At 56.8% G+C, this 14893-nt stretch carries 12 protein-coding genes and 1 other RNA gene; 9 read left to right on the top strand and 4 right to left on the bottom strand.

The window, feature by feature from the left end:
• Nucleotides 1-270 precede the first annotated feature (270 nt).
• On the top strand, nucleotides 271-1509 hold the full coding sequence (serA, locus tag FA92_RS14460) for a phosphoglycerate dehydrogenase (protein ID WP_033733680.1): 1239 nt from the start codon (nucleotides 271-273) through the stop codon (nucleotides 1507-1509).
• A gap of 429 nt (nucleotides 1510-1938) precedes the next feature.
• On the opposite strand, the gene FA92_RS14455 is transcribed toward serA, so the two are convergent.
• From FA92_RS14455 to zapA, 3 genes are all read right to left on the bottom strand, one after another.
• Nucleotides 1939-2532: a 5-formyltetrahydrofolate cyclo-ligase gene (locus FA92_RS14455; protein ID WP_033784008.1), complete on the bottom strand. Its 594-nt coding sequence runs from the start codon at nucleotides 2530-2532 to the stop codon at nucleotides 1939-1941.
• A 92-nt stretch (nucleotides 2533-2624) separates the two neighbouring features.
• Nucleotides 2625-2808: non-coding RNA, 6S RNA (gene ssrS / locus FA92_RS22765), on the bottom strand.
• Between the two features lie 40 nt (nucleotides 2809-2848).
• Complete coding sequence (gene zapA, locus FA92_RS14450; RefSeq protein WP_008925677.1) at nucleotides 2849-3178, bottom strand: cell division protein ZapA; 330 nt, start codon at nucleotides 3176-3178, stop codon at nucleotides 2849-2851.
• 170 nt (nucleotides 3179-3348) lie between these two features.
• Here zapA and FA92_RS14445 point away from each other — a divergent pair, with 170 nt between their 5' ends.
• The 8 genes from FA92_RS14445 (at nucleotide 3349) to FA92_RS14410 (ending at nucleotide 13391) form a co-directional block, all read left to right on the top strand.
• Entirely contained in the window at nucleotides 3349-3927 is a 579-nt protein-coding gene (locus FA92_RS14445; protein ID WP_033733679.1) for a YecA family protein, read from the top strand.
• 46 nt (nucleotides 3928-3973) lie between these two features.
• Nucleotides 3974-5296 (top strand): Xaa-Pro aminopeptidase, encoded by a 1323-nt coding sequence (gene pepP / locus FA92_RS14440; RefSeq protein ID WP_081917164.1) that lies wholly within the window; start codon nucleotides 3974-3976, stop codon nucleotides 5294-5296.
• Nucleotides 5293-6471 carry a 2-octaprenyl-6-methoxyphenyl hydroxylase gene (ubiH, locus tag FA92_RS14435; protein ID WP_033784007.1) on the top strand — a complete coding sequence of 393 codons (1179 nt, stop codon included), beginning with the start codon at nucleotides 5293-5295 and terminating at the stop codon, nucleotides 6469-6471. The genes pepP and ubiH overlap by 4 nt, the downstream gene beginning before the upstream one ends.
• Before the next feature lie 13 nt (nucleotides 6472-6484).
• Nucleotides 6485-7687 (top strand): FAD-dependent 2-octaprenylphenol hydroxylase, encoded by a 1203-nt coding sequence (gene ubiI, locus FA92_RS14430; protein WP_033733677.1) that lies wholly within the window; start codon nucleotides 6485-6487, stop codon nucleotides 7685-7687.
• Between the two features lie 432 nt (nucleotides 7688-8119).
• Nucleotides 8120-9217, top strand: coding sequence for a glycine cleavage system aminomethyltransferase GcvT (gcvT, locus tag FA92_RS14425; protein ID WP_033784006.1), 1098 nt, complete (start codon nucleotides 8120-8122; stop codon nucleotides 9215-9217).
• Nucleotides 9218-9240: 23 nt separating this feature from the next.
• The gene (gcvH, locus tag FA92_RS14420) at nucleotides 9241-9627 is read left to right on the top strand and encodes a glycine cleavage system protein GcvH (protein ID WP_033784005.1); all 387 of its coding nucleotides are present in this window, start codon (nucleotides 9241-9243) and stop codon (nucleotides 9625-9627) included.
• An 80-nt stretch (nucleotides 9628-9707) separates the two neighbouring features.
• Entirely contained in the window at nucleotides 9708-12581 is a 2874-nt protein-coding gene (gene gcvP, locus FA92_RS14415; protein ID WP_033784004.1) for an aminomethyl-transferring glycine dehydrogenase, read from the top strand.
• Nucleotides 12582-12647: 66 nt separating this feature from the next.
• Nucleotides 12648-13391 carry an SDR family oxidoreductase gene (locus FA92_RS14410; protein WP_033784003.1) on the top strand — a complete coding sequence of 248 codons (744 nt, stop codon included), beginning with the start codon at nucleotides 12648-12650 and terminating at the stop codon, nucleotides 13389-13391.
• A 17-nt stretch (nucleotides 13392-13408) separates the two neighbouring features.
• On the opposite strand, the gene FA92_RS14405 is transcribed toward FA92_RS14410, so the two are convergent.
• Nucleotides 13409-14848: a 6-phospho-beta-glucosidase gene (locus tag FA92_RS14405; RefSeq protein ID WP_033784002.1), complete on the bottom strand. Its 1440-nt coding sequence runs from the start codon at nucleotides 14846-14848 to the stop codon at nucleotides 13409-13411.
• Nucleotides 14849-14893 lie beyond the last annotated feature (45 nt).

Here is a 14893-nt window from a genome sequence, read left to right as displayed (position 1 = left end):
CGCTGTAAAGGCGCCGGTTATTTCTGCCTGCAAATCATCTTTTCTCACGTCGGTGAAATTTGGTGACTTATGTCACATAACCGTCATCGACAGTAGGTTCGTTCTCTCTTCATCGCTGACATCATGATTTTGTCCGGCAATGTGCTGCTGTCAGACATTGCCGTGCTGGCTGCCGGGCAATCGTTTGTATTGCCGGACGCGATTTTTTTGATATTTTGACAGAAGGCTGGCTTATGGTAGTCCTCATTGAATGCTGAATAGGATCGGGAAATGGCAAAGGTATCACTGGAAAAAGATAAGATTAAGTTCCTGCTGGTGGAAGGTGTCCATCAGAGCGCGCTGGAGAATCTGCGGGCTGCAGGCTACACCAACATCGAATTCCACAAGGGCGCACTGGACTCCGACGCGTTAAAAGCATCGATCCGCGATGCGCACTTCATTGGTATCCGTTCCCGCTCCCAGCTCACTGAAGAGATTTTTGCGGCGGCTGAAAAGCTGGTCGCCGTTGGCTGTTTCTGTATCGGCACTAACCAGGTTGATCTGCAGGCGGCTGCGAGCCGGGGTATTCCGGTATTCAACGCGCCGTTCTCGAATACCCGCTCGGTGGCAGAGCTGGTCATTGGTGAGATGCTGCTGATGCTGCGTGGCATCCCCGAAGCTAATGCGAAAGCACACCGTGGTATCTGGAATAAGATTGCCAAAGGCTCATTTGAAGCGCGTGGCAAAAAGCTGGGTATCATCGGTTACGGCCACATCGGGATGCAGCTGGGCGTGCTGGCCGAAAGCCTGGGGATGCATGTTTTCTTCTACGACATTGAAAACAAGCTGCCGCTGGGTAATGCCACGCAGGTACGCCATCTGGCCGATCTGCTCAACATGAGCGACGTTGTCAGCCTGCACGTGCCGGAAACCGCCTCCACACAGGATATGATCGGTGCAGAGCAACTGGCGCAGATGAAACCCGGTGCGCTGCTGATTAACGCCTCACGCGGCACCGTCGTGGATATTCCGGCGCTGTGTGATGCCCTGGCCAGCAAGCATGTGGGTGGCGCAGCCATCGATGTCTTTCCGACCGAGCCTGCCACCAACAGCGAGCCGTTTATCTCTCCTCTGAGTGAGTTCGACAACGTGATCCTGACACCGCACATTGGCGGATCGACGGAAGAAGCGCAGGAGAACATCGGAATTGAAGTAGCGGGTAAGCTGGCGAAATATTCCGATAACGGCTCGACTCTCTCGGCTGTAAACTTCCCGGAAGTGTCACTGCCGATTCACGGTATCAGCGCCAGCCGTCTGCTACACATCCATGAAAACCGTCCCGGCGTGCTGACGGCTATCAACCAGATCTTCGCAGAGCAGGGCATCAACATCGCCGCGCAGTATCTGCAGACCTCGCCGTTTATGGGTTATGTGGTTATCGACATTGATGCAGAGCCAGAAGTGGCAGAGAACGCACTGCAGCTGATGAAGGCGATTCCGGGCACTATCCGCGCTCGTTTGCTTTACTAAGTGATACCAACCTGAATAGGCGCTTAGTTGTGTCTCTTCAGGTAGTTAATACAGGCTGTCCCGATTTGCTTTAATACCGAGACTGCGAAGAGAACACGGTCAGATCGGAAAGAAGCAAAAGCCGCCATCCATGGCATGCTTGGCCCGCGCGATTACGCACCTCATCCCTGAGGTGCGCCCGTGAACGGGCCAACGCGTTGCGCTGTTCAAAAACGCTCCCGGCGTTTTTAGTACGCACCTCATCCCTGAGGTGCGCCCGTGAACGTGCCAACGCTTTGCGCTGTTCAAAACGCTCCCGGCGTTTTTGTCCCTTGCGCGGGACGCTTTCCTCTTCTGACCATCTTCCCTGCGCATTGAGCTATTTCATTGCTGCCAGTTGCGCCCGAATATGGGTTTAAGCCGTCTGAAAATCCCCTAACAGTGCTTCTTCTACTCCCACTGCCAGAGCTTTGACGGCGTCATCACCGCTGGCAAAGGCACATCCCATTCTGCAACCGGCAGGCTATCCACCTGCTGACAGTCGTGTGCCAGACCAACGGGCAAAAAACCGTGCTGCCGCCAGTTCTGTAGCGTGCGGTCGTAGAAGCCGCCTCCCATCCCCAGCCTCTGCCCATGCTGATCAAAGGCCACCAGCGGCACCAGCATCAGATCCAATTGATCAAGTGTGATCAACTGCCGGATATCGAGCAGCGGTTCAGGAATGCGCAGTTTATTCGGGATCAGTGGTGTATCGGGCGAGTAGCGCTGAAACAGTAAATTACCGGGGGAGAAAGGGTGTAAAACCGGCAGATAGACGGCTTTCTTCAGATGCCAGAGCCGGGCAATCAGCGGACGGGTATTCAGCTCACCATCAACCGATAAAAACAGGGCAATATGGCGTGCGGCTGAGAGCGGGGCGTAGTTAAGGGCGAGTTCAGCGAGCTGTTCGGCGGCCTGAGCCTGCTGCTCATCCGTCATGGCACGACGCAGATGGCGCACCTGCTGACGAATTTCCTGACGCTGTAACATTGAAGGTGATGACATGGAAGGTTCAGACATGATTTCCCCGCCGGATAAGCCGCTGTGCAGCGACTATAACATGTCGGTCCGGGGAAAAAAGCAGGACTACAGGAAGGGAGATCTCCGAGATGCCGCCGTAGGCTGTAACCCTTGAACCCTTGGTTCAAGGTGAACATGCCGTCGTAACCATCAGGCTTCTCGGACGAACCGAGCATGCACACAGGTTACAGAGCGTCACATTCTGTTTTTTCGAAATATCGGCTCAGGGGACTGGCCCACATGCAAACATCTCAGAGAAAATTTACCTCACCGTTGATGTAACGATAGCAACCATGAAGTTTTATTCGAACTTCGCACCCTCACGCTCAGAGATGCGACCTTGCTCAACCAGTGCCTGTTCTATCGTCTGCTGCAGCATACGAATACGCTGTTCCATATTAGCAGCATAATCGCGCGTTTTCACTTTCTCTTGCGCCAGCTCGTGGCAGACGTTTAACGCGGCGATGAACACCAGTTGTTCTGTATTTGTGACTCTAGTGCGAACTTTTAGATCTTGCAACCGCTGATTGAGATCTTCAGCCGCGCTATTGAGCGCATCTTGCTGCTCTGGCGGACAATTCACTCTCAACGAACGACCAAAAATTTGTAAATCTACCGGTTGTGCAGACATGCCACCTTCCTGACTGATTACTTCGCTCGCAACTCCCTTAGCAGTCAATGGCTTGGGAGGCGGGCAACTATATAGACCCACGAAATAAGATACAACCCCTTTTCTGGAAACCTTGAGGCAGCTAGTGGTAGCATAACACGAACTTATTCTGCCAACGACGATGAAAACTTATGTCCTTACAGAACGCAACCCCCGATTACAACGCGCTCGCGGCTGTGCTCTCCCAGCAGGGCGTTGGCATGACGCCCGCGGAAATGCATGGCCTGCTGAGCGGGATCCTCTGTGGCGGTAACCAGGACACCAGCTGGAAGACGCTGGTACACGATCTGGCTAACGAAGGCATGGCGTTTTCACACACTCTTGCCGTGCCGCTGGCGGCGCTGCACGAGCACACGGCCACCACGCTGGAAGATGACGGCTTCCTGTTTCAGCTGATGCTTCCTGCTGACGATGACATCACTGTCTTTGACCGCGCAGATGCACTGGCAGGCTGGGTTAACCATTTTCTGCTCGGCCTGGGCGTAACACAGCCTAAACTGGATAAGGTCACCGGCGAAACCGGCGAAGCAATCGACGATTTGCGCACTATCGCCCAGCTTGGTTACGAAGAAGATGAAGACCAGGAAGAGCTGGAGCAGTCGCTGGAAGAGGTGATCGAGTATGTACGTGTCGCCGCACTGCTGTGCCACGATACGTTTACCCGTCCCCAGCCCACCGCTCCAGAAGTGCAAAAACCGACGCTACACTAATTTCAGGTCAACGCGTTTAACCAGTCAGTTTACAGGGAGTGCAGAGATGATTTCACTGGAACGATACCAGCAGCGTCGTCAGGCGCTGCTGGCAAAGATGGCGCCTGGTAGCGCAGCGCTGATTTTTGCTGCGCCAGAAGTGACACGCAGTAATGACACGGAATACCCGTTTCGTCAGAGCAGCGACTTCAGCTATTTCACCGGCTTTAACGAGCCGCAGGCACTGCTGGTACTGATCAAAAGCGACGAAAATCATAATCACAGCGTGCTGTTTAATCGCGTGCGTGACCCGGCAGCGGAAGTCTGGTCTGGCCGTCGGCTGGGCCAGGAGGCGGCTCCCGAAAAACTGGGCGTTGATCGTGCCTTACCCTGGAATGATATCGGTGAACAACTCCACCTGCTGCTGAATGGCCTTGACGTTATTTACCATGCGCAGGGCGAATATGCCCATGCGGATACGCTGGTGTTCAGCGCGCTGGACAAGCTGCGTCGCGGTTTCCGTCAGAATCTCAGTGCGCCCGCTACCGTCACTGACTGGCGACCGTGGGTGCATGAAATGCGCCTGTTCAAAGATGCAGAGGAGATTGCACTGTTACGTCGCGCCGGGGAAATCAGCGCACTGGCGCATACCCGTGCCATGCGAATCTGTCAGCCCGGCATGTTTGAGTACCAGCTCGAAGGGGAGATTCATCACGAATTTACCCGCCACGGCGCGCGTTATCCCTCCTACAACACCATTGTGGGGGCCGGTGAGAACGGCTGCATTCTGCACTACACCGAAAACGAAAGTGAGATGCGTGACGGCGATCTGGTGCTGATCGATGCAGGCTGTGAATTCTACGGCTATGCGGGCGATATCACCCGCACCTTCCCGGTTAACGGCAAATTCAGCCCGGCGCAGCGCGCGATTTACGACATCGTGCTGGCTTCGCTGAACCGATCGCTTGAGATGTTCCGCCCTGGCGTCAGCATCCGTGAAGTGAATGATGAAGTAGTACGCATCATGATCACCGGTCTGGTTGAACTGGGCATTCTTGAAGGCGACGTTGATACCCTGATCGCTGAAGAATCGCATCGCCAGTTTTACATGCATGGCCTGGGGCACTGGCTGGGACTGGATGTGCACGATGTTGGTCACTATGGCACGCCGAGCCGCGACAGGATCCTGGAGCCAGGTATGGTGTTAACCGTCGAGCCGGGTCTTTATATCGGGCCGGATGCGGACGTGCCCGCACAGTATCGCGGCATCGGTATCCGAATCGAAGATGACATAGTGATCACGGAAGAGGGTATCGAAAATCTCACCGACAGCGTGGTGAAAGAGGCCGATGAGATTGAAGCACTGATGGCGGCGGCAAAACAGGCATGACGATTCTGATTGCCGGAGGCGGCATGACCGGGGCGACGCTGGCGCTGGCGATCTCCCATCTTACTCAGGGCACACTGCCGGTGACGCTGATTGAAAGCAGTGAGCCTGGCAGTCGGGCGCATCCTGGTTTCGATGGCCGCGCGATTGCGCTCTCTGCCGGCACCTGCCAGCAGCTGGCGGACATCAATCTGTGGCATCGCATCGCCAGTTGTGCCACCCCGATTACCGATATCCATGTTTCCGACCGCGGGCACGCTGGCTTTGTGTCGCTGGCAGCGGCTGATTACGCGATTCCGGCGCTGGGACAGGTGGTCGAACTGTTTGACGTCGGTCAGCGGCTGTTTGCTGAACTTAAAAAAGCGCCAGGCGTGACGCTGCGCTGTCCGGCGCGCGTCACGCATGCCCAACGCAGCGAGCAGCAGGTAGAGGTGACGCTGGACAGTGGCGAGCAACTGAGCGGCAAACTGCTGGTGGCGGCGGATGGCACGCGGTCTGCGCTGGCCGCCTCGTGCGGTATTCAGTGGCAGCGGGACGACTATCAGCAGCTCGCAGCGATTGCCAATGTCACCACTGCGTTGCCTCATCAGGGCCGGGCATTCGAGCGTTTCACCGAACATGGCCCACTGGCGTTGCTGCCGATGTCCGGCAACCGTCTGTCACTGGTCTGGTGTCATCCGCTTTCGCAGCGTGAACGCATTGAGCAGTGGAGCGAGGCCGAATTCCTGAGCCAGCTTCAGCGTGCCTTTGGCTGGCGCCTGGGCAAATTCACCCACACCGGTCAGCGTGAATATTACCCGCTGGCACTCCACCGGGCGATCTCGCCCGTGACCCACCGCGTGGCGGTGGTGGGCAATGCAGCGCAGACGCTGCATCCGATTGCCGGACAGGGCTTCAATCTTGGCCTGCGGGATGTGATGTCGCTGGCCGAAACCCTGGCCGCCGCCCATCGCCAGCAGCAGGACCCCGGCAGCTATGCGGTGCTGAACCATTACCAGCAGCGTCGTCAGCCCGACCGCGCCGCGACTATCGGTATTACCGACGGTCTGGTTCGTGTCTTTGCGAATCGCTATGGCCCGATGGTGGCCGGTCGCAACCTGGGTCTGCTGGCGATGGATCATCTGCCGTGGTTACGAAATCAACTGGCTGAGCGTACGCTTGGCTGGGTTAAGCGTTAATAAAGAGGCTCAGATGCAAACTTTTGATGTGGTGATTGCCGGTGGCGGTATGGTGGGGCTGGCGGTGGCCTGCGGCTTGCAGGGCAGCGGGCTGCGCATCGCCGTGCTGGAAAAATCGCCGGAGCCACCGCTGGCGCTGAGTGCGTCTCCGTCCATTCGCGTGTCGGCAATCAATGCTGCCAGCGAACGGCTGCTGCAGAAGCTGGATGTCTGGTCGACCATTCTCTCGCTGCGCTGCCGCGCATATCACGGCATGGAAGTGTGGGATAAGGACAGTTTCGGCACCATCGCCTTTGATGATGAGCAGCAGGGCCTGTCGCATCTGGGCCATATCATCGAAAATCCGGTGATTCATAACGCGCTCTGGCAACGCGCCAGCGCCTGCAGTGACGTAACGCTGATGGCACCCTCGCAGTTACAGCAGGTGGCATTTGGCGACAACGAAGCCTTTATTACTCTGCAGGATGGCAGCATGTTAAGCGCGCGATTAATGATTGCCGCTGACGGGGCTAACTCCTGGCTGCGCAACAAAGCCGACATTCCGCTGACCTTCTGGGATTACGATCACCATGCGTTAGTGGCTAACGTCCGCACTGAGAAGCCTCACGATGCGGTAGCGCGCCAGGTGTTCCACGGCGACGGCATTCTGGCTTTCCTGCCGATGCAGGATCCCCATCTGAGCTCCATCGTCTGGTCGCTCTCGCCGCAGGAAGCGAGTCGTCTGGAAACCATGCCGGAAGCGCTGTTCAATCAGCAGCTCTCGGTGGCGTTTGATATGCGCCTTGGCCTGTGCCAGCTCGAGAGCGAGCGTAAGTCGTTCCCGCTGGTGGCGCGCTATGCCCGCAACTTTGCGGCACACCGTCTGGCGCTGGTGGGCGATGCGGCCCACACCATTCATCCACTGGCGGGTCAGGGCGTTAACCTTGGCTTTATGGATGCCGCCGAATTGATTGGTGAAATTCGCCGTCTGCATCAGCAGGGTAAAGATATTGGTCAGCACCTTTATCTGCGTCGCTACGAGCGCAGCCGTAAGCACAGTGCTGCCATGATGCTGGCGGGAATGCAGGGCTTCCGTGAAATGTTCGCCGGTAATAATCCGGCAAAAAAACTGCTGCGCGATGTCGGTCTGAAACTGGCCGATCGCCTGCCCGGGGTAAAACCCATGATGCTGAAGCAGGCGATGGGCCTGAATGATTTGCCCGCCTGGCTACGCTAAATCCACACCTTCTGATAAGCCAGCATCTGCTGGCTTTTTTTATCCCTTAACCCCTCTGCACCACCAAAAGGCAACGCTGCACCATCAGGGATCTTCGTTTGATTTATTCTAATTTTGCGGCCGAATTCGCATTACTTTTTCTCATTCATCTCCTGGCAGAGTGCGGAATTTTTTTAACATCCTGAATGCCATCCCGCATAAATTTGCTGCGTATATTTAAAGGCCCTGCATTTATTGCGCGATTAATCACAAAATTGCAGTTTTTTATCCTGTGGTCAGCTGTTCCTGGTTAGGCTGTGCATCTGCTTTCGACCCCGGTTTGCTTATGGTTAATCGTCAGATTCGGTGGTAACGTCAGCCGTAAGAGAACGTTTGCGTCGGCCCTTAATTCCGGCGCACTTTTGCACTCAACCGCTTCTGCACAGGATGGTTATGACTCAGCAAACACCTCTGTTTGAACAGCATCAGGCCTGCGGTGCCCGCATGGTAGATTTTCATGGCTGGATGATGCCGCTGCACTATGGCTCCCAGATGGATGAACATCATGTGGTGCGCAGCGACGCCGGTATGTTTGATGTCTCTCACATGACCATTGTTGACCTGACAGGTCCGCGTACCCGCGAATTCCTGCGCTACCTGCTGGCAAATGATGTGGCAAAACTGACGCAGCCGGGTAAAGCGCTCTACACCGGCATGCTGAATGCTTCAGGTGGCGTCATTGATGATTTAATTGTTTACTTTATGAGCGAAACGTTCTTCAGGCTGGTGGTGAACTCCGCGACCCGTGAGAAGGACCTCGCCTGGATTACCCAACACGCAGAGGGCTATGGCATTACGCTCACCGAACGTGATGACCTGGCGCTGATTGCCGTGCAGGGGCCGCAGGCGCAGCAGAAAGCGCAGACCCTGTTCAGCGAAGAACAGCGTCTGGCTGTCGCTGGCATGAAGCCGTTTTTCGGTGTGCAGTCAGGTGACCTGTTTATCGCTACGACCGGCTACACCGGCGAAGCGGGCTATGAAATTGCGATGCCCGCAGAAGAAGCGGCCAATTTCTGGCAGCGTCTGCTGGCCGCTGGTGTAAAACCGGCTGGCCTTGGCGCACGCGATACGCTGCGTCTGGAGGCGGGTATGAATCTTTATGGTCAGGAGATGGATGAAGGCGTGTCACCGCTGGCCGCCAACATGGGCTGGACCGTCTGCTGGGAACCCGCCGATCGCGATTTCATCGGCCGGGAAGCGCTGGAACTGCAGCGTGAACGTGGCACCGAAAAACTGGTGGGGCTGATCCTCACAGAAAAAGGGGTGCTGCGTAACGGCCAGCCGGTGCGTTTCACCGATGACCAGGGGCAGTTGCAGGAAGGCATCATCACCAGTGGTTCTTTCTCACCGACGCTGGGTTACAGCATCGCCCTGGCGCGTGTTCCAGCCTCTATCGGCAGCACTGCCATCGTTGAGATCCGTAACCGCCAGATGCCGGTTCAGGTTACCCGTCCCGTTTTTGTCCGCGCCGGTAAACCGGTCGCCCAGTAAATTTTATTCAGGAGAAATGGCCAATGAGCAATGTGCCGAATACGTTGAAGTACCGCGACAGCCACGAATGGGTGCGCAAAGAAGCTGATGGCAGCTACACGGTGGGGATTACGGAACATGCGCAGGAGTTACTGGGCGACATGGTGTTTGTTGATCTGCCTGAAGTGGGCGCGACGTTTGCTGCCGGTGAAGAGTGCGCGGTGGCTGAATCCGTTAAAGCAGCCTCAGACATCTATGCGCCGATCAGCGGTGAGATTGTGGCGGTCAACGAAGCGCTGACCGACTCACCGGAGCAGGTCAACAGCGAGCCTTATGACGGCGGCTGGTTATTCAAAATCAAAGCCAGCGACGCGTCTGAAATCGACATGTTGCTGGATGCGGATGCTTACAAAGCCTCCATCGACGAGTAGTCGTCAGGCGGCCTCGTGCAGAGGCCGCAGATTTCTGTTTGCTCTCCGGTTCCCCCAGCCCGATTCAGGATTTACTGCTAATGACTCAGACTCTCAGCCAGCTAGAACACAACGGTGCATTCATCGAGCGCCATATTGGTCCTTCACCTGAGCAGCAGGCGCAGATGCTTGACGCGATTGGTGCCCGTTCGCTGGACGCGTTAATCAGCACGATTGTGCCGGCAGACATTCAGCTGCCTGGCCCGCCCGCGGTGGGCGAAGCCGCCACGGAACAGCAGGCGCTGGCCGAACTGAAAGCCATTGCCAGCCAGAATCTGCGGTACAAATCCTGGATCGGTATGGGATACAGCGCGGTCATCACCCCGCCGGTCATCCTGCGTAACATGTTGGAGAATCCAGGCTGGTACACCGCCTATACGCCGTATCAGCCTGAAGTTTCACAAGGCCGTCTGGAAGCGCTGCTGAACTTCCAGCAGCTGACGCTGGATCTCACCGGCATGGATATCGCGTCTGCTTCACTGCTGGATGAAGCCACTGCCGCCGCCGAAGCGATGGCAATGGCAAAACGCGTCAGTAAGCTCAAAAACGCCAATAAATTCTTCATTGCCGACGATATTCATCCGCAGACGCTGGATGTGGTCCGTACACGTGCGGAGACGTTCGGCTTCGAACTGATCATTGACAGCGCCGACAAAGCATCCGATCACGACGACCTGTTTGGCGTGCTGCTGCAACAGGTGGGCACAACGGGTGAAGCGCACGATTACAGCGCGCTGATTGCCGGGCTGAAAGCACGTAAAGTCGTGGTCAGCGTGGCGGCGGACTTTATGTCGCTGGTGTTACTGGAAGCGCCAGGTAAGCAGGGCGCAGACATCGTCTTTGGTTCCGCTCAGCGCTTCGGCGTGCCAATGGGTTACGGCGGCCCGCATGCCGCCTTCTTCGCCAGCCGCGATGAGCATAAACGCTCCATGCCAGGCCGCATCATCGGTGTGTCACGTGATGCCGCGGGCAATACGGCGCTGCGTATGGCGATGCAGACCCGCGAACAACATATCCGCCGTGAAAAGGCTAATTCCAACATCTGTACGTCGCAGGTGCTGCTGGCCAACATCGCCGGTCTCTACGCGGTGTTCCACGGCCCGGCCGGTCTGAAACGCATTGCCTCACGCATTCACCGCTTCACGAATATTCTGGCAGCCGGACTGCAGCAGGGCGGCCTGAAGCTGCGCCATCAGCACTGGTTCGATACGCTGACGGTGGAAGTGGCGGATAAAGCCGCCGTGCTGAACCGCGCCCTGAGCTTTGGCGTTAACCTCCGCAGCGACATCCATAACGCCGTTGGCATCACGCTGGATGAAACCACCAGCCGCGACGATATTCTGGCGCTGTTCGCTATTCTGCTGGGTGATGAGCACGGCCAGGATCTGGAAAAGCTCGACAGCGAAGTCGCCAGTGAAAGTCACGCGATTCCGGCTGGCCTGCAACGCCACAGCGAAATCCTGACCCACCCGGTGTTCAACCGTCATCACAGCGAAACCGAGATGATGCGTTACATGCACAGCCTGGAGAAAAAGGATCTGGCGCTGAATCAGGCGATGATCCCGCTCGGTTCCTGCACCATGAAGCTGAATGCCGCCGCCGAAATGATCCCGATCACCTGGCCGGAATTTGCGGAGCTGCATCCGTTCTGCCCGGCGGAACAGGCGACCGGCTATCTGCAGATGATCGGCCAGCTTTCACAGTGGCTGGTGCAGCTTACCGGCTATGACGCACTCTGTATGCAGCCGAACTCCGGCGCGCAGGGTGAATATGCCGGGCTGCTGGCGATCCGCCGCTATCACGAAAGCCGCGGCGAGGGCGATCGTCATCTCTGCCTGATACCGAGCTCGGCGCACGGTACGAACCCGGCATCCGCCCAGATGGCGGGCATGGACGTGGTGGTGGTGGCCTGCGATAAACAGGGCAACATTGACCTCGGCGACCTGCGCGAAAAAGCGGCGCAGGCGGGCGATAAGCTCTCCTGCATCATGGTGACGTATCCGTCCACCCACGGCGTTTACGAAGAGACCATCCGTGAGGTGTGCCAGATTGTGCATCAGTACGGCGGCCAGGTTTATCTGGATGGCGCGAATATGAATGCGCAGGTCGGCATTACCACGCCGGGCTACATCGGCGCCGATGTCTCGCACCTCAATCTGCATAAAACCTTCTGCATTCCGCACGGCGGCGGCGGTCCGGGTATGGGACCGATTGGCGTGAAAGCGCACCTGGCGCCGTTTGTTCCGGGGCACAGCGTGGTGCAGATTGACGGTGTGCTGACGCAGCAGGGCGCGGTCTCCGCAGCGCCGTTTGGCAGCGCCTCTATTCTGCCGATCAGCTGGATGTACATTCGCATGATGGGTGCGGAAGGGCTGAAGCAGGCCAGTTCAGTCGCCATTCTGAATGCCAACTACATCGCCAGCCGCCTGCAGTCCGCCTATCCGGTGCTTTACACTGGCCGTGAAGGACGCGTGGCGCATGAATGTATTCTCGACATCCGCCCGCTGAAAGAGCAAACCGGTATCAGTGAGCTGGATATCGCTAAACGCCTGATCGATTACGGATTCCACGCCCCGACCATGTCCTTCCCTGTGGCAGGCACGCTGATGGTGGAGCCGACCGAGTCTGAGAGCAAAATCGAACTGGATCGCTTTATCGACGCGATGCTGGCGATCCGCATGGAAATTGACCGGGTTACGGCAGGTGAATGGCCGCTGGACGACAATCCACTGGTGAATGCGCCACATACCCAGCTGGAAATCGTCAGCGAGTGGTCACATCCTTACAGTCGCGAACTGGCCGTCTTCCCGGCGGGCAGCCACAACAAATACTGGCCGACGGTGAAACGTCTGGATGATGTATTTGGCGACCGTAATCTGTTCTGCTCCTGCGTGCCGATGAGCGACTATCAGTAATCTTCGCACAGACAAGCATTAACCATCAGGGGCCGCTTCGTCGGCCCTTTTTTCTGGAGAATCAGCATGAAACTGGCACTGGTTACGGGTGGCAGCCGCGGTATCGGACGGGCCACCTCGCTGTTACTGGCCGCGCGGGGTTATCGGGTTGCGGTGAACTACCGTCAGCGCGAGGCAGAAGCGCAACAGCTGGTGGCACAGATCCAGCAGCAGGGGGGTGAAGCCTTTGCGGTTCAGGCGGATATCAGTGATGAAGCCCAGGTGATGGCAATGTTTGCGCAGCTCGACCAGCAGTCTGTGCCGCTGGCGTTGCTGGTGAACAACGCCGGGATTCTGTTTCAGCAGTGCCGTACAGAGCAGCTGGATGCGGCGCGCCTGCATAAGGTCTTTGCCACCAACGTCATCGGGACCTTTCTCTGTTGTCGTGAGGCGGTGAAGCGGATGGGCACCCATCACGGCGGTCAGGGCGGCGCGATCGTAAACGTCTCGTCGGCCGCGTCACGTACCGGTGCGCCTGGTGAATATGTCGATTACGCCGCCTCAAAAGGGGCGATGGATACGCTGACGAAAGGATTGTCGCTGGAAGTGGCGCAGCAGGGGATTCGGGTTAACGGCGTCCGTCCGGGATTCATCTATACAGAGATGCATGCCGATGGCGGCGAGCCAGGCAGGGTGGATCGGCTTGCCAGCATTATCCCGATGGGACGTGGCGGTGAGGCAGAAGAGGTGGCGGAAGCGATCGTCTGGCTGGCCAGCGACGCGGCCTCTTACGTCACCGGCAGTATCATTGACGCTGCCGGTGGGCGTTAACGGGTTTCAGTAATGAATCAGAGGTTTTCGCCGTTGCTGGCGATAACCTGCTGATACCAGCTAAAGCTCTTCTTCTTCGCACGAGAAAAGTCGCCGCTGCCATCATCGTTTTTATTCACATGAATAAAGCCGTAACGCTTGTCGTACTGGCCGGTGGTAAACGAAACGCAATCCAGGCAGCCCCACGGCGTATAGCCCATTAATTCGACGCCATCATATGTCACGGCTTTCTTCATCTCTTCGATGTGCGCACGCAGATAGTCGATACGGTAATCATCTTCAATCAGCCCGTCGGCATTGGGCTTATCGATAGCACCAAAGCCGTTTTCCACAATAAACAGCGGCTTCTGATAACGCTCGTACATCTCGTTCATGGCATAGCGCAGGCCCACCGGGTCGATCTGCCAGCCCCAGTCTGACGCTTTCACATGCGGGTTTTTCACCACGCCTTCAAAGCCGGTAATCGGGTCGTCAACGCCGCTGGCATCGGTCTTCACGGCGTTACTCATGTAGTAGCTGAAGCCGACATAGTCGGCGCAACCCAGGCGCAGCGTCGCGGCATCGTCCGCTTCCATCTGGATGTTATACCCTTTGCGCGCCCACTCTTTCAGGGTGTACGCCGGATAGTAGCCGCGCATCTGCACGTCACTGAACACATAGCGCTGATGCATCGACTCCTGGGCCAGCACCACATCGTCCGGATGGCAGGAAAACGGGTAGACCGGGACCATGGCGATCATGCAGCCAATCTGAAAGTCAGGATTGATAGCGTGACCGAGTTTGACCACTCTGGCGCTGGCAACAAACTGGTGGTGCATCACCTGATACATTGCCTCTTCAGGCTTCTCGTGTTCGGTGAAGATCACGCCTGAACAGCAGTAACCAAACAGCGGATACTGCCAGTTACGCTGATTGTTGATCTCGTTAAAGGTCATCCAGTATTTCACTTTGTTCTTATAGCGATTCAGCACCACTTCGCTGAAGCGCACAAAGAAGTCGACCACTTTACGGTTATGCCAGCCGCCATACTCTTTGACCAGGTGATAAGGCATTTCGAAGTGCGAAAGGGTGATAACCGGTTCAATGCCATACTTCAGCAGTTCATCAAACAGATCGTCATAGAATTGCAGACCCGCTTCGTTGGGCTGCTGCTCATCCCCGTTGGGGAAAATGCGGGTCCAGGCAATGGAGGTGCGGAAGCATTTGAAGCCCATCTCGGCAAACAGCGCGACATCCTCTTTGTAGTGGGAGTAAAACTCCACGCCCTTGTGGTTCGGATAAAAATGGCCAGGCTGCACGCCGTCGGTGATCACCCGGTCAACGCCATGCGAACCGCCGGTCAGCACGTCAGCAATGCTGACGCCTTTGCCGCCCTGATCCCAGCCGCCTTCAACCTGATGCGCCGCCACCGCGCCGCCCCACAGAAAGCCTTTTGGTAACTGCAATTCTGCACTCATGCTCCACCCCATTGCGGATATTGAAATTGGGCTGAGTGTAGCAAG

The organism is Pantoea sp. 9140 (assembly GCF_000745295.1).
GTDB lineage: Bacteria > Pseudomonadota > Gammaproteobacteria > Enterobacterales > Enterobacteriaceae > Pantoea > Pantoea vagans.
Note: the sequence above shows the minus strand (reverse complement) of the source record. Positions and strands in the feature narration are given on the sequence as shown.

What these genes read in the sequence shown, in the direction of transcription:
- gcvT (WP_033784006.1), top strand. Translation starts at nt 8,120, where the DNA reads ATGACTCAGCAAACACCTCTGTTTGAACAGCATCAGGCCTGCGGTGCC.
- FA92_RS14455 (WP_033784008.1), bottom strand. Translation starts at nt 2,532, where the DNA reads ATGTCATCACCTTCAATGTTACAGCGTCAGGAAATTCGTCAGCAGGTG.
- pepP (WP_081917164.1), top strand. Translation starts at nt 3,974, where the DNA reads ATGATTTCACTGGAACGATACCAGCAGCGTCGTCAGGCGCTGCTGGCA.
- gcvP (WP_033784004.1), top strand. Translation starts at nt 9,708, where the DNA reads ATGACTCAGACTCTCAGCCAGCTAGAACACAACGGTGCATTCATCGAG.
- gcvH (WP_033784005.1), top strand. Translation starts at nt 9,241, where the DNA reads ATGAGCAATGTGCCGAATACGTTGAAGTACCGCGACAGCCACGAATGG.
- serA (WP_033733680.1), top strand. Translation starts at nt 271, where the DNA reads ATGGCAAAGGTATCACTGGAAAAAGATAAGATTAAGTTCCTGCTGGTG.
- ubiH (WP_033784007.1), top strand. Translation starts at nt 5,293, where the DNA reads ATGACGATTCTGATTGCCGGAGGCGGCATGACCGGGGCGACGCTGGCG.
- ubiI (WP_033733677.1), top strand. Translation starts at nt 6,485, where the DNA reads ATGCAAACTTTTGATGTGGTGATTGCCGGTGGCGGTATGGTGGGGCTG.
- zapA (WP_008925677.1), bottom strand. Translation starts at nt 3,178, where the DNA reads ATGTCTGCACAACCGGTAGATTTACAAATTTTTGGTCGTTCGTTGAGA.
- FA92_RS14410 (WP_033784003.1), top strand. Translation starts at nt 12,648, where the DNA reads ATGAAACTGGCACTGGTTACGGGTGGCAGCCGCGGTATCGGACGGGCC.
- FA92_RS14445 (WP_033733679.1), top strand. Translation starts at nt 3,349, where the DNA reads ATGTCCTTACAGAACGCAACCCCCGATTACAACGCGCTCGCGGCTGTG.
- FA92_RS14405 (WP_033784002.1), bottom strand. Translation starts at nt 14,848, where the DNA reads ATGAGTGCAGAATTGCAGTTACCAAAAGGCTTTCTGTGGGGCGGCGCG.